This is a genomic window from Bradyrhizobium sp. NP1, assembly GCF_030378205.1.
In the GTDB taxonomy this organism is placed as follows: Bacteria; Pseudomonadota; Alphaproteobacteria; order Rhizobiales; family Xanthobacteraceae; genus Bradyrhizobium.
Map to the genome: position 1 here is coordinate 6216595 of NZ_CP127385.1, position 22279 is coordinate 6238873.

The window sequence follows — 22279 nt, forward strand, 5'->3', positions numbered from 1 at the left end:
GCGCGCTTTACGAATATCCCGGGGCCAGCGCGAAGGTGCCGTTCTTCGCGGTGCTCGCCTGCGACATCACGATCTCGTCGGTCGGGTAGCCGTTGTGCTGGGTCGGCGTCCAGGTGTAGTCGCCGAAATAGCCGGGATAGCGGGTCAGCGAGTTCAGGTAGGCGACGATGCCGGTCGGGTCCGTCGAGCCGCTCGCCTCCACCGCCTTGGCGAACAGCTCGATCGCATCGATGCCGCCGGCGATCCACCACAGCAGCGTGTCGCTGAGCATGACATTGGCCTTGGCCAGCCGCGCGACGAGGTCCTCGCTCTTCGGCGGCAGCTTGCCGCCCGCATCATAGCTGCAGCTCTTGTAGCCGACCGCATAGACCTTCTCCCAGTTCGCCGGCTTCTCGACGAGCCCTGCGATCTCGCCCGAGGAGAGCGAGGGGTGACCGACGAAGGCGACGTCCCAGTTCATGGCGGCGCGGGTGTTGAACATGCGCGCCTCCATGCCGGTGGTGACGCTCCACACCACGATGACCTCGGCGCCGGCATTGCGGGCGCGCAACAGGTCCGGCGTCATGTCGGGCTGGGTCGCGTCGATATTGGCCTGGTAGACGATCTCGGCGCCGTCCTTCTTGAACGCCGCAACGGACGCGCCGACCGCGGTGACGCCATAGCCCGTGGTGTCGCCGATCACCGCGACCTTCTTCACCTTGAGGATATTGAGGCAGTAGTTGCGCACCGCGTCGTCCCACTGGCTGTTGGACGGCGCCATGCGGAAGGCATTGGGATATTTGGCGGGATCGATCAGCGTTTCCACCACGCAAGGGTGGATGTTCGGCATCTTGGCGCGCGCCATGATCGGCGTGGTCGCGAGCGACTCGCCCGAATTGAGCGGCCCCCAGATGCCGTGAACCCTGAGCTGGCTGATCATTTCCTGGGTGGCGTTGACCGCCTTGGTCGGGTCGCCCTGGGTGTCGCGGGTGATCAGCTCGATCTTGCGGCCCTTGACGCCGCCGGCCGAATTGATCGCCTCGACGGCAAACATCACGCCGCGGTTGAAGCCGACCGTCGGCGCCGAGCTCGGGCCGGTCATCGCCGCCAGGAAGCCGATCTTGATCGGCTCGGCTTGCGCGACCGCGGGCGACGGAAATGAAAATGAGGCAGCACTGAGCGCGCCGGCGCTGCCCAGCAGGACGTCACGACGTGAAATGGCCATGAAATGCTCCCGATCGTTCCCTCCCGGCGCCCGTCTGTCGCGGGCGTCCGGTGCCTGTTTTTTCGGCATCAAGGCCGAATTGTTGTTTGGCGGGCGCGAGTTTGGGCCAGACTGCGACAACTTGTCCAGAGGCTCTGAAGTAAGGCGCCTGCGATCGGCAGCTCACACCGCATCGGCTTCCTTGATCCGGCAGGAGGTGGTCGGCGTGCCGCGCGACGAAGTCGCCATGTGCGCTTGCGCCTGATGCGACGATTTGGCTCGTGCGGGGGCAGCACGACTGACGCATCGACGCGCGTCCCGAATTGAAATTTCCTGTAGTGAACTTGGCTGCTCCGATCGAGCACTAACTTCGCAGAGGGCGCCGGCAGGCCATGGCGGTATCATGACCATTGCCAGCACGGTCGCGCCCGATCGTCGAGGTGTCGCCATGCGCCGTCCATTCATTCGCAACGCCTTGTTTGCATCCGGCCTGTTGCTGTCTCTGCCAATCCTGAACCTGCCGGCGGAGGCCACGGAAAGCCGCGTCGCGCTTGTCATCGGCCAGTCCGCCTATCGCGCGGTGCCTGCGCTGCCCAACGCCGCCAACGACGCCAGGCAGATGACCGACCTGCTCGGCGCCGCCGGCTTTTCGGTGACATCAGCGCCCGACCTCGGCCAGAACGAGATGCGGCAGGCGGTCAGCGACTTCGCCGGCAAGATCGCGGCAAGCGGGCCCGACACGGTCGCGCTGGTGTTCTATGCCGGTCACGGCCTGCAGATCGACGGCGAGAACTATCTGGTGCCGGTCGATGTCGATCCGAAACGGGAGAGCGACATTCCGGTGCAGGCGGTGCGGCTGAACGATCTCATGAACACGCTCGGCGCACTGCCGACCAGGATGCGCATCGTCATGCTCGATGCCTGCCGCAACAACCCGTTCCCGGCCCTGAGCGGCGCCACCGGCCACGGGCTTGCCATCGTCGACACCAAGGCGGGCGCGTCCGGCTCCTTCATCTCCTACTCGACCTCGCCCGGCGCGGAGGCCGAGGATGGCAGCGGCGAGGACAGCCCCTACACCACGGCTGTGCTCTCGATCGCCCGCCAGCCGAACCTGTCGATCGAGGAAGCCTTCAAGCGCATACGGGTCGCGGTAAACCAGGCGACCGAGGGACGGCAGACGCCCTGGGAGAGCTCGTCGCTGACCAGCGACTTCAGGTTCTTTTCGGGTGACGGCGCCCCGCCAGCCGCGGCGACGACACCGGCGGCCGCCTCTCAGCCTGCTTCCGCAACGCGCACGGTCGAGGACTGGCGCAAGGCGCTCGCGGGCAAGGAGCCGAAGGTGGCCTATGAACTCGTCGTCGCCGACGACACGGTCGCCGCCTATGAGGCCTATGTCGCGCAGTTCGCGCAAGGCGCTTACGCGCCGCGGGTGCGCTCGCTGCTCGAGCGCAGGCGCGAGATGATCGCCTGGGCCAAGGCGGTTGCGATCAACACCACCGCCTCTTACGCGGAGTTCCTCGCTCTCTATGGCGGCAGCGATCTCGCCGCCACCGCGCGCAAGATAGAAGAACGGGTGCGCAACCGCGCGCTTGTGGCCGCGATTGCGCCGACGACCGTTGCCCTGGGGCCGACCTGCCCGTGCTCCACGCCACCCGCATCACCGGCGATCTCGCCGGCACGCAAGAAGGCGGATATTTCGCCGCCGGTCAAGGACACCAGGAAGCGGGCCGACACGTCGACGCCGAAGCGGCGGCCGCCACCGGATGAGATCGTGGTCGACCGCGGTCCGCCGCCCGGTGCCATCATGGAAGGCATCGGCCTTGGCGTCGGCATCGGGCTTGGCATGGGTGGTGGTGGAATGGGACGCGGCGGCGGCGGAATGCCGAATGGTGGCTACCGGCGGTATTAGCGTCGCCCACTGCCACGCGGCCTCACACGCCGGCCCGCAGATGCCGGCGTGTCCCGCCCTTTTGACTTTGGCGGTCGAGCCGGTAGGCTTTGACGGTTCGACGCGAGCAGGGATCGATGGCGCAGGGCGTTGCAGAGAAAGCCAACCACTCGTGGCTGCCATTCCGTTCGCTGCGTGCCTATCGCCCAGGCTTCCTGCCGGGCGACCTCGCAGCCGGCCTGACGCTGGCCGCGATCGCGATCCCCGAGCAGATGGCGACCGCGCGGCTCGGCGGCTTCCCGCCGGAGATCGGCTTCTTCGCCTTCATCACGGGGTCGGTCGGATTTGCGATGTTCGGCGCCAACCGGTTCCTGTCCTGCGGCGCCGATTCGACCATCACGCCGATCTTCGCCGGCGGGCTCGCGATGCTCGCCGCGGTCGGCTCGCCGGATTATCAGGCACTCGCGATCGCTCTCGCCCTGCTGGTCGGCGTTATGCTGACGCTGAGCGGCCTGTTTCGCCTCGGCGGGATCGCCAATTTGCTGTCGGTGCCGGTGACGGTCGGGTTCCTCGCCGGCATCGCCGTGCACATCCTGGTGTCGCAACTGCCCGGGGTGCTCGGGCTGCCCTCGCCTTCCGGATCGACGATTGAGCGCATCGGCGTGCTCGCGGGCGAGCTCGGCCATGTCAATATCTTCACCCTTGTCATCGGCCTCGGCGTGCTCGCCGTGGTGTTCGCCTGCGAGTTCGTCAGTGCGAAGATTCCCGGCGCGCTGATCGGGCTGGTCGCCGCGACGCTCGCGGTGATCGGGGCCGGCCTCGAAGCCAAGGGCGTGCGCGTGGTCGGCGCGGTGCCGGGCACGCTGCCGATACCGTCGCTGCCCGACATCGCGCCGGAACGCTGGGCGCGCCTCGTGTCGCTCGCGCTGACGATCGCCATCGTCGTGATGGTGCAGACGGCGGCGACCACGCGCGCGTTCCCGTCCGACCCCGACAAGCCCGCCGACGTCGACCGCGATTTTCTCGGCGCCGGCGCCGGCAGCATCCTCGCCGGCCTGTTCGGCGCCTTCCCGGTCAACGCCAGCCCGCCGCGGACCGGCATCGTCGCCGAGACCGGCGGCCATTCGCAGGCTTCTGGCCTCTTCGCCGCGACCATCGTGCTGGCGCTGCTCGCCTTCGGCACCGGACTGCTCGCGCATGTGCCGGACGCGGCACTCGGCGGCATTCTGCTGTTCGTGGCGCTGCGCATCATCCGGCTGCGCCAGATCCTCACCATCTACCGCCAGTCCAAGGCCGAATTCCTCCTCGTCCTTGCCACCGTGGCCGCCATCGTCGCGCTGCCGATCCAGCAGGGCGCCGGGCTCGGCATCACGCTGTCGCTGCTGCATGGCATCTGGAGCACGACGCGCGCCCGGCTTGTCACCTTCGATCGCGTGCCCGGCACCACGATCTGGTGGCCGGCCCATCCGCATGTCGCGGGCGAACGCGTCCCCGGCGTCGCCGTCGTCGGCATGCAGGCGCCGCTGTCGTTCCTCAACGCGCCGAGCTTCCGGGCCGACGTGCTCGGCGTCGTCAAGGCCGCGGTGCCGAAGCCGAAGCTGCTGGTGCTGGAAGCCAGCGGCATGGTCGAGATCGACTTCACCGCCGCGCAGGTGCTGCACGAGTTGCTTGGCGAGTGCCGCGACGAAGGGGTGACGGTGGCGATGGCGCGGCTCGAATCGACCCGCGCGCAGGCAGCCTTCGAGCGTTTCGCGCTTTATGATGTCCTGCCGCGGGACCACATCTTCCACAGCGTCGAGGAAGCCGTGCGCGCGCTGGCGAAGTAGCCGCGAGCCTTCATAGCCGCAGCGCCGGATGGGCGTTGGTGACATCCGTCCGGATCGTTTCGGCCTGGATGGCGCGGAACAGGATCCGCGCCGTCTTCATGTCGTTGGCCTTCGCGCAGAGGTCCACGATCTGGGCGACCGCGGAATCGCGCATCAGGTCGTCGGAAATCTTCATGGCGATCTCCATCGCGGCGCGCGCCGCGCGCTCATAGCGTTCGGATTCGCGCTGCCGCTTGGCCTGGTCCGACTTTTGCCTCGCATCCGGCCCGCCCGCGGAGCCGGCGACCTGCTCGGCGCTGTCGGCCGCGGAGCGGCAGATGTTGCGGATACGCTCCGCCGCCGCGATATCGCCGATCGGCCCCGCGATCGGCTCGTCCCAGACCTCCTTTGGCGTCGTTTTGCCAAACCGCCACATCGCGCCGACCCTGGCTGCACGGGGAAGCTAGTGGTCCGATCCTGACATTCGCATGCCGCCTGAGGAGGCACGTTTGCGAATTTCTGAACCAAACCACACTAGTGTTCCGATTCCGAAGTTCGCATCATTCTGCGGCCCCTCGTTTGCGAACTTCGGAATCGAAGGGACACTAGCAACTTATTGATCTAGTGTGGCTTTGGTTCAGAAGTCCGCATGACGAACTCGCGGCGACAATGGTGCGGACTTCTGAACCGCCACACTAGTGGAGCTTTGGATTTGACGTTCGCTTAGGGGAGTCGCGGCAGCGAACGTCAAATCCGCTCCACTAGGTTGCCATGGTCATTTGCGACGCCGGCCAATGCAAGCCTAATCCTTGTGCCCCGAACGGGGGCTCCGCTTCGCTCAGCTCGTGCGCTTCGCTCCGATCGTCTCGAATTGCGCCTTCTGTTCGTCATTCAGCGTCGCATAGAAATCGTCCACCGCCGGCCGCACCAGCTTGAGCGCATCCAGCATGGCGTCGAGCCGCGTGTCCGCTGTCGCGAGCCGGTCCGGCGGCGCGAGCCCTTCGTCCGGCTGGCAGTCGAAGTTCAGCGTGTTGTTGGCGTAAGCATCCGCGCGCTGGAGCGCCGCGAGCTCGCCGCGCTGCGCGTCGTTGAGATGCAGCCTCGCCTCGAGCTCGCCGCCGGGCCATTGGAACGTTCCGGGCTGTGTGCAGCTCTGGGCGGCCGGGACCTTGGGAGCGAACGCCGTGCGCTGATCCGCGAACGCCGTCAGCTTCCGCTTCTGCTCGTCGTCCAAGAGCTCGTAGAGTTTCTCCAGCGGCGGCCGTATCGTGGCGATCGCGGATTTCATCGCCTCCACGCGCCGCTGCATCGCAGCCAGCCTGCCCGCAGGCGTCAACGCCGCCTCGGTCGGGCATGCCGAACGGATGGTCCGCGCCGCCTCCGCCGATGCGCCGGCGAGATCATCGAGCGCGGCGCGCTGCTCGTCGCTCGGCTGGATCGCCTGCCTGAGCTGATCGACCGGAAGGCCCGCCGTCTCGCTTCCGTCATCGCCGCACATTTGCGCCAGCGACGGCAAGCGGCCATGCCTGCCGCGTTGCGGCACCATGTAGCGCTGGAGGTCGTCATCGCCGTAGGGCACGAAAATCGCGGCATAGATGTCGCGGTAGCCGTAGCCCCAGAAGCCCATGCCATCGCCCCAGAGCGTGTAGTCGTAGATGTCGTTGTAGGCGAACGGCCAGAACAGCGGCCCCACCCAGCCATAGCCGCCGTCGCCGTGCTGCCACCATCCATTCGTGCCGCGACGGGCATGCCAGCCCGCCAAGGCGGCCGCCGCGGCGACCTGCACCCGCGCCACCGGCTTGCCGACCCAGTCGCCGTTGCGGGTTATTTCGACGCGCGGCAACGCCTCGACGGTGTCGCGCGCGCTCGCCACCCTGATGCGGCGCCCGGAATAGTGCCGGCCGCGCAAGCCGCCGATCGCCAGCACGCGCGAGGCGGCCATCCTCACGATGCCGATGGGGCCGCCGCCAATGCGCAAGCCCCTGGCCAGGGCTGCGTCCGGCGGCAGGGCAGCCAGAAGCACGGACGAAACGCCCAAAGCGGCAATTCCGATGCGGATCTTCGACATGGCACTCTCCTGCGCCGGCACTCTCCGCTGGACCGATCAGTCAGCTTGTACGCCTTGGTCCGATCGCCTCGAATTGCGCCTTCTGTTCATCACTGAGCGTTGCATAGAAATTCTCAAGCGCCGTGCGCACCGACTTGACCGCCTGCAGCATGGCGTCGAGTCGCTTGCCGACGATATCGAGTCGCGCCGTCGGCGTCACGGCATCGGCGGGCTGGCAGGCCGCTTTCAGCGTTTCGGCGGCGCGGCTGCTTGTGTCCTGAAGCCCCTTGAGCGCGGCGCGCTGGGCATCGTCCGGATGCAGTCTCGCCTCGATCTCGTCGGCCGGCCAGGCCATCGCCGCCGGCGGCGCGGCGCCGCAGCCCGTCGCGATGGAGCCGCTCGTGTTGCTGGCCTCGGCCTTCCTGCGCTGATCCGCGGCGAGCGCGTTGAACCGCGCCTTCTGCTCGTCGTCCAGCAGGCCGTACAGCTTTTCGAGCGGGGGCCGCACCAGCGCCACCGCCGAAATCATCGCCTCGATGCGCTGCTGCATGTTGGCAAGCCTGCCTGGCGCCGTCGCGGCTACCCGCATCGGGCAGCTTGCTCGAATGGTCTGCGCGGCCCTGAGCGAGGCGTCGGCGAGGTCGTCAAGGGCGGCACGCTGTGCCTCGGTCGGGCCGATCGCCTGCGCGATCTCCTCGACCGGAAGGCCCGCAATGTCGCGGCTGTCGTCACTGCAGATCTGTGCGAGCGCGGCTGCGCCGCGCAACCTCCGGCCGCCCGAGGGCGTCACGTAGCCGGAGAGCTCGTTATAACCGTAAGGCGCGAAGATGCCGGCATAGATGTCGGGATAGCCGTACTCCCAGAAGCCGATGCCATCGCCCCAGATCGTATAGTCGTAGATGTCGTAGTAGGCGAATGGCCAGAACAGCGGGCCCACCCAGCCATATCCGCCGTGGCTGTGGCGCCACCATCCGTTGGCGCCGCCATGCCAGCCAGCAACGGCGACGCCGGCCGCAAGCTGGGCGCGGGCCATGGGATTGCCGAGGATGCGCGCACTGCGCAACCCCCGGCCGTGGGAGAATGAGTTCAGCGCGGCGTTTCTGGTCTGGCCGAAGCCATGCCGGGCAACCCCTCCACCGAAATGGCGGCCGCCGCCAAAATGACCATGGTGGAAATGGGCATGGCCGCCGCCGTGGAAATGGCCTCCGCCGTGAAAGTGGCCGCCGCCGTGACCTCCGCCATGACCTCCGCCATGGCCTCCGCCGTGGCCGCCGCCATGACCGCCCCCGCCCCGCGCCACTGCCGCGACCGACAGCATGGCCGTCAGCAGGACGACGACGATTGCCATGACTGGTTTTGACTTGGCCCTGGACATCGGCCTTCTCGCCGCGCCGCAGATCGCGGCGCTACGGAGACTACGCGTAATGGAACCAAAAGTTCCATGCGCGGGCCGCCATTACGAGCGTCCCTCCGCGGGCGGACGGCGCGCCTGCAGGGCCGTCGCCATCGCCCGCAGGGCCGCCCGCGAGCGTGGATCGGTAAGCGTGGAGTGCAGCACGATCGCGGAGGGCGGCAGCGGCGGCAATCCGAGCCGCTCGCTCACCTCGATCGCGTCGGCAGGCGCGACGCGGTGTGCCAAGGACGCGACTGCAAGGCCCGCGGAGACCGCCGCTGCCACCGCGGCCGTCCCGCCCCCGACAAAGACCTCGGTCCAGGCAATACCGGCGGCATCGAGCGCGCGGGTCGCGAATATCCGTTCGCCACAGGTCGCCGCACAGCTCGCCAGCCGCAATGGCTCGCCCTCGCGGTGGACGAAGCCCGGGGCGGCAAACCAGCCGTGGGGCATCTGCATCAGCAGCTCGCCGTCGCGCCGGTCATCCTCGCGGCGCACGATCACCGCATCAAGCGTGCCGCGACCGAACGCATCGAGAAGATTGCGCGAACTGTCGATCCGGATCTCGAAAACAAGCGATGGATCATGCGTGTGCAGCCGGGCCAGAAGCTCGGGAAGCTCCGCACCGATCGTGTAGTCCAGAAAGCCGATCGCAAGGCGGCGCGGCTCGGCGACCAGACCTGCAACGGCACGCTCGTGAGCCGCAATGAAATCGCGCGCCGCGCAAAGGAACAGGCTGCCGCGCACGGACAGGCGCACGTGACGCGGCGTTCGCTCGATGAGCCTTTCGCCGAGGCGATCCTCGAGCCGCTTCAGCTTTGTGCTGATCGCCGCCTGGCTTGAGCCCAGCACTTCGGCGGCTCGCGTGAAGCTCTGCAATTCGGCGACCGTCACGAAGGCCCGCACGGAATCGACGTCCAGGGTAAGCGGCACAAGCATAACGAAATGACATCTCTGATATCAGAATTCATACCATTTATATATGAAAAAGCGCGGCGTATCTAGCCCCTCACATCGCAACAAGGGGTTTGGAATGCTGGTCTCTCACAACGGCAACGTCGCAGCCCTGGCTGCGAGCTGCCTGGCGGCGCTGATGTTCGGTCTGGAAATTTCGACGGTTCCGGTGATCCTGCCGGTCCTTCAGGGGGTGCTGCATGCCGACTTCAAGGGCATGCAGTGGATCATGAACGCCTACACCATCGCCTGCACGACGGTGCTGATGGCGGCGGGAACGCTGGCCGACCGGTTCGGCCGCAGGCGGGTGTTCGTCGTTACCATCGTCGCATTCGCCGCCACGACGCTGCTCTGCGGACTGGCGCCGAGCACGCAGATCCTGATCGTCAGTCGTTTCCTGCAGGGCATGGCCGGCGGCGCCATGTTCATTTGCTCGATCGCGATCCTCTCCCACGCGTTTCAGGATGGCGCAGGTCGCGGCCACGCATTCGCGATCTGGGGCGTGGTCGCCGGCATCGGCCTCGGATTCGGCCCGCTGATTGGCGGCGCAGCGCTCGGACTATCGAGCTGGCGGGCCGTCTTCCTGATCCATGTGCCGATCGCGATCGTCTGCGGCGTCCTTGCACGCGCCGGCATCACGGAGTCGCGCGATCCGCACGCCGGGAGCCTCGACGTCGTCGGCATCGTCACGCTCACGCTCGCCGTATTCGGCCTGACCTATGACATCACCCAGGGCGCCGATCTCGGCGTCACCAGGGCCATCGTCATTGCCGCCATCGCAGCGCTGAGCTTTGCGGCCTTCATCGTCGTCGAGAACCTCACGGCCCACCCGATGTTCGACTTCTCGGTATTCAGGATCAGGAATTTTTCCGGCGCCATCATCGCCTGTATCGGCATGAATTTCAGCTACTGGCCCTTTATCATCTTTCTGCCGATCTATCTTTCGGCCGCGCTCGGCTACGACAGCACCATGACGGGGCTGGCGCTGCTCGTCTACACGATCCCCTTCCTGGTGATGCCGCCCGTCGCGCAGTATCTCCTGCTGAGCTATCAGGCGCGGATCGTCATTCCGCTCGGCCTGTTCACCATCGGTCTCGGCTTCGTGACGATGGCGGCCGGCATTTCGGGGGCCAATGCTCCCGTCGTGTTGTCCGGCGCCCTGATTGCCGGCATCGGGCTTGGCCTCACGACCACGCCGGCCACCAACATGACGACCGGCTCGGTGCCTGCGAACCGCGCCGGCATGGCCTCCGGCCTCGACGTCAGCGCAAGGCTGATCACGCTCGCCATCAACATCGCGGTGATGGGACTTATCCTGGTCGAGGGCATTTTGTCGTCGCTGCGGTCGACGCTGGCGCCGGCGCACGGTGTGGACGAGCTGCGCACCCTTGCGGAGACCATCGCCGCGGGCAGCATCTCCTTGCTGCGACAGGGCGGCCCGGCGTCGCCGCTCGTGCCGGAGGGTGTCGCACAGGCGGCGCTCGCGCAGGGCTTTGGCTGGGTCACACTATATGGCGGGATCGGCGTGTGGATTCTGGCCGCGCTCAGCTTTGTGGTGTTCGGCCCGCAGCGCCGGCAGATGGTTCCGGCCGCGCTCGACCCGCAGCCCGACGGGCTTGCACCGCTGCAACCGCTTGTCGACGCATCGCCGGACCGGGCGCGCGGGCAGCTGGCGGATATGTAGCTTCCTAGTCCGGCGGCGGCGCGTCACGCCGCCGGCACGATCTTGCCGGGATTGAAGATGTTGAGCGGATCCATCGCCTGCTTGATGGCGCGCATCGCCTCCAGCGCCTCGGACCCGAGCTCGGCCTTCAGATATTTCTGCTTGCCCTGCCCGACGCCATGCTCGCCGGTGCAGGTGCCATCCATCGACTGCGCCCGCTCGATCAGGCGATGCATGAACTCCTCGCCGCGCGCCATCTCGTCGGGATCGTTGACGTCGCACAGCAGCGAGCAGTGGAAGTTGCCGTCGCCGACATGGCCGACGATCGGCGACAACAGATTGAGCCGCTTCAGGTCGGCTTCGGTCTCGGTGACGCAGTCGGCAAGCCGCGAGATCGGCACGCAGACGTCGGTCGCGACCACGCCCGCGCCCGGCCGCAGCGCCTTGACCGACCAGTAGGCGTCGTGCCGCGCCTGCCACAGTTTGGTGCGGTCCTCGGGCCGCGTGGTCCAGGTGAAATCGCCGCCGCCGCATTCTTTGGCGATCTCGCCGAAATTCTTCGACTGCTCGGCGACCTCGATCTCGCTGCCGTGGAATTCGAGCAGCAGCAGCGGCGTCTCCGGCAGCGACAATTTCGAATAGGCGTTGCAGGCCTTCACCTGCTCGGCATTGAGCAGCTCGATGCGGGCAACCGGAATGCCGGTCTGGATCGCCAGGATGGTCGCCTGGCAGGCGCTGCGCACGCTATCGAACGAGCAGGCCGCGGCCGCAATGGTCTCAGGGATGCCGCGCAGCCGCATCGTGAGCTCGGCGATGATGCCGAGCGTGCCTTCGGCGCCGACGAACAGATGGGTGAGGTCGTAGCCGGCGGAGGATTTCTTCGCCCGCGTACCGGTCGTGATGATCTCGCCGTCGCCGCGCACCACCTTCAGCGCAAGCACGTTGTCGCGCATGGTGCCGTAGCGCACCGCGTTGGTGCCGGAGGCGCGCGTCGAGGCCATGCCGCCGAGCGAGGCGTCGGCGCCGGGATCGATCGGGAAGAACAGGCCCTGGTCGCGCAGATGCTCGTTCAGCGTCTTGCGGGTGATGCCGGGCTCGATCACGCAGTCGAGGTCCTCGGCATGCACCGCCAGCACCCGGTTCATGTCGCGCAGGTCGATGGTGACGCCGCCGGCCGGCGCGTTGACATGGCCCTCCAGCGAGGTCCCGGTGCCGAACGCGATCACCGGCACGCGGTGCTTGGCGCAGATCCGCACCGTGTCCTGGATGTCGGCGACTTCCTGCGCCATGACGACGGCATCGGGCGGCTGCGTCGGAATCCAGGTGGTGGTATGGGCGTGCTGCTCGCGCACCGCAAGCGAAGTGATCAGCCGGTTGCCGAACCGCGCCGTGAGCGCCTCAAGCGCACTCGCCAGCGCCTTCGGCTCCGGCCGCGTCAAATTATTGGTCGTCGTCGTTGCCACATCATGTCTCCCGGCTTCAGCCGACCGTGGCAAAGGATATATAGGGGGTCAAGAGAACAATCAGGACCCTTCATGAGCGCCTTCAAGGACATGCCGCTGCCGCCCGCCCCGTTCAAGTCTTCGGTGATGCAGCTCGAGCCGCAATGGATCGACTACAACGGGCATCTCAACATGGCCTATTACAACGTGATGCTCGACCGCGCCATCGACGAGATGTGGCTGCAACTCGGGATCGGGCCGGCCTACATGAAGGAGCGCCACGGCTCGACCTTCACCGCGGAAGCCCATGTGCGCTATCTGCGCGAGATCCATCTCGGCGACCCTGTGCAGGTCTCGGTCTATCTGCTCGACGCCGACGAGAAGCGCATCCACACCTTCGAGGAGCTGCGCCACGCCCGCGAAGGCTGGCTGTCGGCGACGTCGGAGAACATGTCGCTGCACATGGACATGAACGCACGCAGGACCGCGCCGTTTCCGCCCGATATCCGCGCCCGCATCCGGGCGGTCGTCGAGGCCCACGCCGCGGTCGCCCGGCCCGAGGGCATCGGCCGCAAGGTGGCGATGCCCCCGCGATGAAGCGGGTGACAGCGGCCTAGACCCGACTGCGGCCGCGCGCGACGCCGACCACGGCCGAGACCAGGAACAGCACGACCGCGATGAAGAAGATGACCTTGGCGATTTCGATGGAAGCGCCGGCAACGCCGCCGAAGCCGAGAATACCGGCAATCAGCGCGATGATGAGAAAGGTGACGACCCAGCCTAACATGCTCAGAACCTCTTGAACGGACGGCGGGCATTCTTCGCCTCGCCCTTTGCGTAACAATCCGCCGCGGAAACAGGGGTTCCGACGTGCGAAACCGTCAAAACTGCGCGAATTGCGGGAACAAAATCGAGCGCTGCGGCGCGCCGGGCCGCCCGCATAAGCCTGTGAAACGAGGCGCGAAAACCCCATATGAGCCGCAATCCCTGCTAAGAAGCTCCCTCCCCTTTACGGCCCCACGGTGCCAACGTGGGCAACACCTGATTCGCATGACCGAACCGAGCAAGCTGAGCCCCATCCGCGCACCCGACCACCAGCCGGTGGCCGGCGGCATTGCCGCGCGTGCGCGGGCGGCCGCCGGCGGCTTGCGATACCTCGACGGCCTCAATCCCGAGCAGCGTGAGGCGGTGGAGACACTGGACGGCCCGGTGCTGGTGCTGGCCGGCGCCGGCACCGGCAAGACGCGGGTGCTGACCACGCGCATCGCCCACATCCTGAGCCAGGGCCGCGCCCGGCCGAACGAGATCCTGTCGGTGACTTTCACCAACAAGGCGGCGCGCGAGATGAAGCTGCGGCTCGGGCAGATGCTCGGCCAGGCGGTCGAGGGCATGCCCTGGCTCGGCACCTTCCATTCGATCGGCGGCCGCATCCTGCGCATGCATGCGGAGATGGCGCAGCTCAAGTCGAACTTCACGGTGCTCGACGTCGACGACCAGGTGCGGCTCTTGAAGCAGCTCCTGCAGGCCGAGGACATCGACGACAAGCGCTGGCCGGCGCGCATGCTCGCCGGCCTGATCGACGGCTGGAAGAACCGCGGCTTAGGTCCGTCACAGGTGCCGGCGGGCGAGGCCGCCGTGTTCGCCAACGGCAAGGGCGGCAAGCTCTATGCGAGCTACCAGGAGCGGCTGAAAATCCTCAACGCCGCCGATTTCGGCGACCTGCTGCTGGAAAACATCCGGATCTTCCGCGAGCACCCCGACGTGCTCCGGCAGTACCAGCAGCGCTTCAAGTACATCCTGGTCGACGAATACCAGGACACCAACGTCGCGCAATATCTCTGGCTGCGGCTGCTCTCGCAGGCGCCTGGTTCTTCTGCCGCGCGCGCGGTCGTACCCTCTCCCCTTGTGGGAGAGGGTGGCGAAATCGACCGCAGGGAGATTGAGCCGGGTGAGGGGTCGTCTGGCGATGCGAGCAACCCCTCACCCGCCTCACCGCTGCGCGGTTCGGCACCCTCAGAGCGAGCTTCGCTCGTCTCGGCTCCCACAGGGGGAGAGGGTAAGAACACGTCTGCTGCCGCCTCGCCGCCGAAAAACATCTGCTGCGTCGGCGACGACGACCAGTCGATCTATGGCTGGCGCGGCGCCGAGGTCGACAACATCCTGCGCTTCGAGCACGACTTTCCCGGCGCCAAGGTCATCCGGCTCGAGCGCAACTACCGCTCCACAGGCCACATCCTCGCCGCCGCCTCCTACCTGATCGCGCACAATGAGGGCCGGCTCGGCAAGACGCTGCGCACCGAGGACGAGGACGGCGAGAAGGTCACGGTCACCGGCGGCTGGGACTCGGAAGAAGAGGCCCGCGCCATCGGCGAGGAGATCGAGCAGCTGCAGCGCGCAGGTGAAAACCTCAACGAGATCGCGATCCTGGTGCGCGCCTCGTTCCAGATGCGCGAGTTCGAAGACCGCTTCGTCACGCTGGGGCTCTCCTACCGCGTGATCGGCGGTCCCCGGTTCTACGAGCGCGCCGAAATCCGCGACGCGCTGGCTTATCTTCGCACCATCAATTCGTCGGCCGACGACCTCGCCTTCGAGCGCATCGTCAACGTGCCCAAGCGCGGGCTTGGGGACGCCACCGTGCAGCTTCTGCACGATCACGCCCGCAAGCGCCGCATTCCGCTGTTCGAGGCGGCGCGCGCCGTGGTCGAGACCGACGAATTGAAGCCGAAGGCGCGCGGCAGCCTGCGCGATCTCGTGCTGCAGTTCGACCGCTGGCGCGCGATGCGCGAGGTGACGCCGCATACCGAGCTCGCCGAGATCGTGCTCGACGAAAGCGGCTACACCGAGATGTGGCAGAAGGACCGCTCGGCCGACGCGGCGGGCCGGCTGGAAAACCTCAAGGAGCTGGTGCGCTCGATGGAGGAGTTCGAGAACCTGCAAGGTTTCCTCGAGCACATCGCGCTGGTGATGGACCGCGAGGACGGCAGCGGCGAGGAAGCGGTCTCGCTGATGACGCTGCATTCGGCCAAGGGGCTGGAGTTCGACAACGTCTTCCTGCCGGGCTGGGAGGAAGGCCTGTTCCCGAGCCAGCGCACCCTCGACGAACAGGGCCGCGCCGGGCTCGAGGAGGAGCGCCGCCTCGCCCATGTCGGGCTGACCCGCGCCCGCCGCCGCGCCAAAATCTATTTCGCCACCAACCGCCGCATCCATGGCACCTGGTCGACCACGATCCCCTCACGCTTCCTCGACGAATTGCCGGCGGCGAGCGTCGAGATCACGGAATCCAAGGGCGGCTCGGGATGGGGCGGCGCCGGCGGCTACGGCGCCTCGCGCTTCGACAATGTGGAATCCTTTGGCTCTAGCTATGCGACCCCGGGTTGGCAGCGGGCGCAGGCCAACCGTGCACGCAACCGCGGCGGCGGCCAGGCCCGCGGCGGATTTGCCGAGGAGCAGTCGCCCTTCTCGGGCTCGCGCAGCGATGCCGCAGGCTCGCGCGGCGATGCCTCAGGCTCGCGCGGCGACGCCTCCGGCCGCGGCGATTTCGGCTTCTCGCGCAGCCGGCGCGCCCCCTTGACCATCGAGGGCGAGCTGGTGGCGAAATCGACCGGCACGACGTCGGAATTTTCGCTCGACGACCGCGTCTTCCACCAGAAGTTCGGCTATGGCCACGTCGTCAGGATCGACGGCAACAAGCTCACGATTGCGTTTGAAAAGGCCGGCGAGAAGAAAGTGGTGGACAGCTTCGTGGAGCGGGCGTGAGCGAGATTGTCGCACAGCCTTCCACCCCATTTGCCCGCCATGGGTCTTGACCACCGGCAACCCCGCATATCAGATGCCGCCATGGTCCGGGGTTGGGTCATTCTCGTCATGGCTTTATTCGCCGCGCCGCAGATTGCGGCGGCGGAAACGATGAGCTTTGGCGATGCGGCAGCGCTGCTCGCCAAAAACTGCGGGGCGGATATCGTCGCCAACTGCCGGGGGGTCAACCTCGATTCCAGCCGCCTCAAGGAATGCCTGTCGCGCAACCGGGACGTCGTCTCACCGCAGTGCAGGGACAGCTACCTCTCCAGCTTTGACGCCATCCAGAAGCGGATCGCGGCGCGTGTCACGGTGGCCAATGCCTGCACGCGCGAGATCGTCAAGCTGTGCGCCGGCTCGACCAAGGAAACCAGCAAATCGGTTCCCTGCCTGGTGACGGCCAAGGGCGTCAGCCGCAACTGCGGCCAGGCCATAACCGACGCGGGGTACCAGTGATTCGGCCGGCACGAGGCCTGCGCGCCGTCGCCTTCGTGGCGGGCGCCGCGCTGCTGATAGTCGCCGCACCGGCGCGCGCGCAAGCCCCCGCCACGCGGGACGACATCGTGGCCCAGCTCAACCGTTTCGAGAGCGCGCCCGACGTCAACGTTGCGACCTTGCGCGAGCAGGTGCTGACGCGGTCACGGTCGCGGTCGAAGAACGAGCCGCCACCGCAGAAGCGGCCACCGATCGCGCCGGAACTGACCGCGCTGCCGGCCTTCAATGCCGACATCCAGTTCGACGTCGATACGCCGATCGTGCTGCCGGATTCCTATCAGACGGTCGGACGCATCGCCGACGCGCTGGTGCAGGCGCAGCTCCTGCCCTACAGCTTCCTGATCGTCGGCCATATCGAGGCCAATGGCAGGCGCGAGAACAACGTGCTGCTCAGCCAGCGGCGCGCGGATGCGATCCGCGACGTCCTCGTCAACACCTTCAAGATTTCGGCGAAGCGGCTGCAGGCGGTCGGGCTCGGCGAGGAGCAGCTGCTCGATGCCGCGCATCCCAACGCGCCGGTCAACAACGCGCTGCAGATCATCACGATCGCAAAAGTCCCCGAGCAGAGCGAACAGCCCGCGCAGCCGAAGGCGGCTGCGCCGGCGTCCGCCAAGAAGTCGGCGCGGAAAAGATAGAAGATTTCTTCCGTCTCCGATTGCGGAGCCGGATTTCCGTTCCTATCTGATCCGGACTCTCACCGCTCCCCATTCTCCGGCGCCCTCGCGCGGGCGTTCCGCCGCCGCAAAACCCGAGATGTCCCCGATCATTTCCGTTGCCAACCTGTCGAAGATCTATGGCTCCGGCTTCAAGGCGTTGAACAACGTCAACCTCGAGATCGGACGCGGCGAGATCTTCGCGCTGCTCGGGCCGAACGGCGCCGGCAAGACCACGCTGATCAGCATCATCTGCGGGATCGCCAACCCGACCACCGGCCGCATCACCATCGACGGCCACGACATCATCACCTCGTATCGCGCGGCGCGCTCGCTGATCGGGCTGGTGCCGCAGGAGCTGCACACCGACGCCTTCGAGACGGTGTGGGCGACCGTGAGCTTCAGCCGCGGCCTGTTCGGCAAGCCGAAGAACCCCGACTATGTCGAGAAGGTCCTGAAAGACCTCTCGCTGTGGGACAAGAAGGATTCCAAGATCGTCACGCTGTCCGGCGGCATGAAGCGCCGCGTGATGATCGCGAAAGCGCTGTCGCACGAGCCGCAGGTGCTGTTTCTGGACGAGCCCACCGCCGGCGTCGACGTCGAGCTGCGCAAGGGCATGTGGGAGGTGGTGCGCGCCCTGCAGGCCTCCGGCGTCACCATCATCCTGACCACGCATTACATCGAGGAAGCCGAGGAGATGGCCGACCGGATCGGCGTCATCAACAAGGGCGAGATCATCCTGGTCGAGGAAAAGGCCAAGCTGATGGACAAGCTCGGCCGCAAGCGGCTGACGCTGCATTTGCAGGGCAGGATCGAGGCGATCCCCGCGGCGCTTGCGCCCTACCAGCTCGAACTGTGCGACGGCGGCCACGCGCTGATCTATGACTACGATACCCAGGGCGAGCGCACCGGCATCACCAGCCTGCTCGGCGACCTGCGCAACGCCGGGATCCGCTTCTCCGACCTCGAGACCACGCAATCCTCGCTCGAAGACATCTTCGTGAGCCTGGTGCGGCGAAACTGAAACCCAAGATCGACCTGACCCAAGCCTGAGCCAGACCCATGAATTACCGGGCGATCCGCGCGATCTATCTGTTCGAAATGGCGCGCACCTGGCGCACGCTGCTGCAGAGCATCGTGTCGCCGGTCGTCTCCACCTCGCTTTATTTCGTGGTGTTCGGCGCCGCGATCGGCTCGCGCATCACCGAGGTCGAGGGCGTCAGCTACGGCACCTTCATCGTGCCCGGGCTCGTGATGCTCTCGGTGCTGACGCAGAGCATCGCGAACGCCTCCTTCGGCATCTACTTCCCGAAATTCGTCGGCACCATCTACGAGATCCTGTCGGCGCCGATTTCCTATTTCGAGATCGTGCTCGGCTATGTCGGGGCGGCCGCGACCAAGTCGATCATCCTCGGGCTGATCATCCTGGCGACCGCCGGCCTGTTCGTTCCGCTGCACATCCAGCATCCGGTCTGGATGCTGGCCTTCCTGGTGATGACCGCCGTCACCTTCAGCCTGTTCGGCTTCATCATCGGCATCTGGGCCGATGGTTTCGAGAAGCTGCAGATGATCCCGATGCTGGTGGTGACGCCGCTGACCTTCCTCGGCGGCAGCTTCTATTCGGTGAACATGCTGCCGTCGGGCTGGCGCACCATCACCCTGCTCAACCCGGTGGTCTACCTGATCTCCGGCTTCCGCTGGAGCTTTTACGAGATCGCCGACGTCAGCGTGGCCTTGAGCATCGGCATGACGGCGGCGTTTCTCGTCATCTGCATGGTCGTGGTGTGGTGGATCTTCAAGACCGGATACCGGCTGAAGAACTGAGCCGAAGGGTCATCCCGGGATGCGCGAAGCGCAGACCCGAGATCTCGAGATTCCCCGATGCGCAATTGCGCATCTGAGGTTCGCATCTGCGATGCGCCCCGGAATGACAGCTCAAAGTCACCGGTAGCAGTGGAAGTGCCCGTAGCCGTCGCGGTAGCCATTGCAGTGATGACGGTAGCGGTAATGCGGAACGCCGAACACCCCTTCGACCGCACCCACCGCGCCGCCAACGCCGGCACCGACCGCGCCACCCACGACCCCGCCGACGGGACCGGCGACCCGGTTGCCCTCATAGGCGCCTTCCTGCGCCCCGCGCACGATGCCCTGCCCATGCCCGGCATGGGGCATGGCAAGCCATGCGAGCGCCAGGCCCGCAGCCGCAAACGCGAGGCGAAGCGGCAGGCCCTTCGTCGCCGCCGCGGTCTTGATCTTGGTCTTGTTCATCTTGCTTCCCTGAAATCCGGCGACAAATCACACCGGGAGAAACAGGAATCTGAAACGCCCGTACGGCGAAATGGTTGCGCCTTTACGGCCGATCCGCGTCGCCGAAGCGGCCTCCCCTCGCGAAAATGTCAGCACCGCATGCCGGCCATAGCCGCCGCGCGCCTTGCCTGGGCCTCAGCGCCTGTTAACGATGCTGATTGCGGGCCGCTGGAACAAAGGCCGGATTCCCGGCATAGTGAATGCCGGGGACGGTGAGCCGCGGCGCTGTGTGTGTGTGTGTGAGGCCCGGAGGCCAGTACGATGCGTTTCCTTCTTGTTGCCATTGCCGGCGCGACGCTGTTTGCGACCGCCGCCCAGGCCAACGTCTCCATCCTCGTCGACAAGAATTCGCAGACCATGACGGTCTCGGTCGACGGCGTCGAGCGCTACCACTGGCCGGTCTCGACCGGCATCCCCTCCTACGAGACGCCGAACGGCGCGTTCCGGACCTTCCGCATGGAGGAGGACCACTACTCCAAGGAATTCGACGACGCGCCGATGCCGCACTCGATCTTCTTCACCAAGATCGGCCATGCGATCCACGGCACCGAATCGGAAGGCCGGCTCGGCACGCCCGCGTCCCACGGCTGCGTGCGCCTGTCGCGCGCCAATGCCACCACGCTCTACGCGCTGGTGAAGGCGCAGGGCGTGCTCAACACCACCGTGACGCTGACCGGCTCGTCGCAGATCGCGCTTGCGCGCAACCCGCGCCGCGCCACCGCCGCAGTCGCGCGCCGCGACATGGCTCCGCAATATGATCAGCAGCAGTACCCGTCCGACCAGCAATATGGCAGCGCCGGCGAGCCGGTGCTGCTGACGCCGCAGCCGCAGCTCTTGCCGGGACGCCGCGTCGTTCCGCAGCAGGCGCAAGACGACGGCTACATCTATCCCGCCGACGGCAGCTCGAACGCGCAGATCTACCCGGCGCCGCGCCGCCGGACCTACAACAACGCGCAGGCCTATCCGCAGCAGCAGTACCAGTACGACAACAACCATGGCTATGCGCAGCAGCCGCAAGGAGGCTACTACCAGCAGCGGCAGTACTACCAGCCGCGCGGCCTGTTCGACTGACGCGTGAGGCGCCGGTCGCACGCCTTAAGCACTTGGCTCACATGAAAAAGCCGCCGAACAACAATTCGGCGGCCTTTTAGTCGTTGTTACGACTTACCAGCGGTCGCCCACACCCACGCCGACGCTCACGCCGGGGGCATAGACGCCGACGCCGGAGCGCGGTCCGTCATCCCAGTCGCGGTAGGTTCGACGCTCGATATAGCGGTCGCGCGGCATATAGCCGTAGGAATCGCGGACGATCACCCGGCTTCCGCCGCGGGTCCGGTAGCAACGGCCGTCTTCATCGCAGACCAGCCGAACCTGCTGAACCAGGCCGGGGCCGGCATATTCGCCGGTGGCATAGATGTCCGATGCCTTGGCGGCACCGCCGACGGCCAGTACGGCAACGCCAGTCATCAGCGCAATTGCAAATGTCCTCATTCGGTCCTCCTCGTTTTGTCGTGATGTCAAGGCATTCAACCGCCGGCAGCGGAAAAGGTTGCCATCTCCGATAAGCCTGACCGGCGTGGGTCCCGCGGGTGATCCTGGGCGGGTGGAACCTTTTCGCGGTACCCGAGCGCCGGTAATCGTGACCACGCCGCCTCGCGGTGTCACCGTCCCGTAAAACAACTGTAAAAAACCCGGCCGATATAGACGCGTAACAAGCCGCCACCGCGCCGCCGGAGCAGCGGTCATGAACACCAGAATTTTCTGACCAAACGCATAAGACCAAATTTCATTGGAGGCTGAGATGAAACGTGGCTTTACCGTGCTGGCGGTTTGCGCGCTGATCACCCTTGGCTATTTCACCGCGAGCAAATGGGCGATCCGTCACCGGACGCTCACCTTCGAAGACGTCCTGCGCGCCGACCGCCCCGTGACGATCGACGTCGCCGTCCGCCGCGACCGCGAGATGGAATCGATCGCCGAGATGATCGAGCTGCCGGTCGCGATCCTGAGTCATGGCAACACCGTCAAGAACACCGAATACTCGTTCCTCACCAATCTGTTCGCCTCGCGCGGCTATCTCGTGGTCAGCATCCAGCACGACCTCGCCAGCGACGATCCGATGGTCACCAGGACGGGCGAGGAATATGTCGGCCGCCGCATGCAGTACAACCGCGGCATCTCCAACATCATGTTCGCAGTCGACGAGCTGAAGAAGGTCTATCCGAACGCGGACTACAAGCATCTCACCCTGATCGGGCATTCCAACGGCGGCGACATCTCGATGTATTTCGCCAAGCTGCATCCCGATCTCGTCAAGAAGGTCGTCACCCTCGACAATCTGCGCGTGCCGTTCCTGACCGACGGCAAGGTCAAGATCCTCTCCTTCCGCTCCAGGGACCCGGTGTTCAAGGCCGATCCCGGCGTCGTGCCCGACGACGAGATCTGCGAGAAGGCCGGCATCAAGGTGGTGCGCACCGAATTCCAGCACAATGAGCTGAGCGACCGCGGCTCGGATCGCGTCAAGACGGCGATCCAGGCCCAGGTCCACAAGTTCCTCGACGACGAGGAAGGCCCCTCGCCGATCCCGCTGCTCTCCGCGGCCGATCCGACCCAGTTTGGCGTGACGACGGCGGCGGAAGCCAAGAACTGACGCC

20 protein-coding genes are annotated in these 22279 nt (G+C 66.4%); 11 read left to right on the plus strand and 9 right to left on the minus strand.

Annotated features, from left to right (window positions below; all coding sequences use genetic code 11):
• Positions 1 to 7: 7 nt before the first annotated feature.
• Positions 8 to 1204 (minus strand): ABC transporter substrate-binding protein, encoded by a 1197-nt coding sequence (locus tag QOU61_RS30145; protein WP_289654840.1) that lies wholly within the window; start codon positions 1202 to 1204, stop codon positions 8 to 10.
• A gap of 427 nt (positions 1205 to 1631) precedes the next feature.
• Here QOU61_RS30145 and QOU61_RS30150 point away from each other — a divergent pair, with 427 nt between their 5' ends.
• Both QOU61_RS30150 and QOU61_RS30155 read left to right on the plus strand, forming a co-directional pair.
• Complete coding sequence (locus QOU61_RS30150; RefSeq protein ID WP_289661866.1) at positions 1632 to 3092, plus strand: caspase family protein; 1461 nt, start codon at positions 1632 to 1634, stop codon at positions 3090 to 3092.
• A 116-nt stretch (positions 3093 to 3208) separates the two neighbouring features.
• Positions 3209 to 4897, plus strand: a complete 1689-nt coding sequence (locus QOU61_RS30155) for a SulP family inorganic anion transporter (RefSeq protein WP_289654841.1) — start codon at positions 3209 to 3211, stop codon at positions 4895 to 4897.
• A 10-nt stretch (positions 4898 to 4907) separates the two neighbouring features.
• Here the strand turns inward: QOU61_RS30155 and QOU61_RS30160 are convergent, their stop codons facing one another.
• The 4 genes from QOU61_RS30160 to QOU61_RS30175 all read right to left on the minus strand — a co-directional run bounded on the left by QOU61_RS30160 (position 4908) and on the right by QOU61_RS30175 (position 9255).
• Positions 4908 to 5312, minus strand: a complete 405-nt coding sequence (locus QOU61_RS30160) for a hypothetical protein (protein ID WP_289654842.1) — start codon at positions 5310 to 5312, stop codon at positions 4908 to 4910.
• A gap of 402 nt (positions 5313 to 5714) precedes the next feature.
• A complete protein-coding gene (locus QOU61_RS30165; protein WP_289654843.1) occupies positions 5715 to 6944 on the minus strand; it encodes a Spy/CpxP family protein refolding chaperone in 1230 nt (409 codons plus the stop codon).
• Positions 6945 to 6984: 40 nt separating this feature from the next.
• Positions 6985 to 8298 carry a Spy/CpxP family protein refolding chaperone gene (locus QOU61_RS30170; RefSeq protein ID WP_289654844.1) on the minus strand — a complete coding sequence of 438 codons (1314 nt, stop codon included), beginning with the start codon at positions 8296 to 8298 and terminating at the stop codon, positions 6985 to 6987.
• 81 nt (positions 8299 to 8379) lie between these two features.
• Positions 8380 to 9255: a LysR family transcriptional regulator gene (locus QOU61_RS30175; protein ID WP_289654845.1), complete on the minus strand. Its 876-nt coding sequence runs from the start codon at positions 9253 to 9255 to the stop codon at positions 8380 to 8382.
• Between the two features lie 94 nt (positions 9256 to 9349).
• On the opposite strand from QOU61_RS30175, the gene QOU61_RS30180 reads away from it, so the two are divergent.
• Entirely contained in the window at positions 9350 to 10954 is a 1605-nt protein-coding gene (locus tag QOU61_RS30180; protein WP_289661869.1) for an MFS transporter, read from the plus strand.
• A gap of 23 nt (positions 10955 to 10977) precedes the next feature.
• On the opposite strand, the gene QOU61_RS30185 is transcribed toward QOU61_RS30180, so the two are convergent.
• Positions 10978 to 12396: an FAD-binding oxidoreductase gene (locus tag QOU61_RS30185; RefSeq protein ID WP_289654846.1), complete on the minus strand. Its 1419-nt coding sequence runs from the start codon at positions 12394 to 12396 to the stop codon at positions 10978 to 10980.
• A 72-nt stretch (positions 12397 to 12468) separates the two neighbouring features.
• On the opposite strand from QOU61_RS30185, the gene QOU61_RS30190 reads away from it, so the two are divergent.
• On the plus strand, positions 12469 to 12972 hold the full coding sequence (locus QOU61_RS30190; protein ID WP_289654847.1) for a thioesterase family protein: 504 nt from the start codon (positions 12469 to 12471) through the stop codon (positions 12970 to 12972).
• A gap of 16 nt (positions 12973 to 12988) precedes the next feature.
• Here QOU61_RS30190 and QOU61_RS30195 read toward each other — a convergent pair whose 3' ends face one another.
• Positions 12989 to 13162, minus strand: coding sequence for a DUF1328 domain-containing protein (locus tag QOU61_RS30195; protein WP_289654848.1), 174 nt, complete (start codon positions 13160 to 13162; stop codon positions 12989 to 12991).
• Between the two features lie 263 nt (positions 13163 to 13425).
• Between QOU61_RS30195 and QOU61_RS30200 the strand changes: the two genes are divergently transcribed.
• The 5 genes from QOU61_RS30200 to QOU61_RS30220 all read left to right on the plus strand — a co-directional run bounded on the left by QOU61_RS30200 (position 13426) and on the right by QOU61_RS30220 (position 19142).
• Entirely contained in the window at positions 13426 to 16131 is a 2706-nt protein-coding gene (locus tag QOU61_RS30200; protein WP_289654849.1) for an ATP-dependent helicase, read from the plus strand.
• 81 nt (positions 16132 to 16212) lie between these two features.
• Positions 16213 to 16626, plus strand: a complete 414-nt coding sequence (locus QOU61_RS30205; RefSeq protein WP_289661871.1) for a hypothetical protein — start codon at positions 16213 to 16215, stop codon at positions 16624 to 16626.
• Positions 16623 to 17300 carry an OmpA family protein gene (locus QOU61_RS30210; protein ID WP_289654850.1) on the plus strand — a complete coding sequence of 226 codons (678 nt, stop codon included), beginning with the start codon at positions 16623 to 16625 and terminating at the stop codon, positions 17298 to 17300. The genes QOU61_RS30205 and QOU61_RS30210 overlap by 4 nt, the downstream gene beginning before the upstream one ends.
• Before the next feature lie 118 nt (positions 17301 to 17418).
• Entirely contained in the window at positions 17419 to 18342 is a 924-nt protein-coding gene (locus QOU61_RS30215) for an ABC transporter ATP-binding protein (RefSeq protein WP_289654851.1), read from the plus strand.
• Between the two features lie 38 nt (positions 18343 to 18380).
• Positions 18381 to 19142, plus strand: coding sequence for an ABC transporter permease (locus QOU61_RS30220; protein WP_289654852.1), 762 nt, complete (start codon positions 18381 to 18383; stop codon positions 19140 to 19142).
• Between the two features lie 117 nt (positions 19143 to 19259).
• On the opposite strand, the gene QOU61_RS30225 is transcribed toward QOU61_RS30220, so the two are convergent.
• Positions 19260 to 19586: a hypothetical protein gene (locus QOU61_RS30225; RefSeq protein ID WP_289654853.1), complete on the minus strand. Its 327-nt coding sequence runs from the start codon at positions 19584 to 19586 to the stop codon at positions 19260 to 19262.
• Between the two features lie 300 nt (positions 19587 to 19886).
• Here QOU61_RS30225 and QOU61_RS30230 point away from each other — a divergent pair, with 300 nt between their 5' ends.
• On the plus strand, positions 19887 to 20696 hold the full coding sequence (locus tag QOU61_RS30230) for a L,D-transpeptidase (RefSeq protein ID WP_289654854.1): 810 nt from the start codon (positions 19887 to 19889) through the stop codon (positions 20694 to 20696).
• 93 nt (positions 20697 to 20789) lie between these two features.
• Here the strand turns inward: QOU61_RS30230 and QOU61_RS30235 are convergent, their stop codons facing one another.
• The gene (locus QOU61_RS30235; RefSeq protein ID WP_289654855.1) at positions 20790 to 21116 is read right to left on the minus strand and encodes a hypothetical protein; all 327 of its coding nucleotides are present in this window, start codon (positions 21114 to 21116) and stop codon (positions 20790 to 20792) included.
• Between the two features lie 310 nt (positions 21117 to 21426).
• On the opposite strand from QOU61_RS30235, the gene QOU61_RS30240 reads away from it, so the two are divergent.
• Positions 21427 to 22275, plus strand: coding sequence for an alpha/beta fold hydrolase (locus tag QOU61_RS30240; protein WP_289654856.1), 849 nt, complete (start codon positions 21427 to 21429; stop codon positions 22273 to 22275).
• Positions 22276 to 22279: the final 4 nt, after the last annotated feature.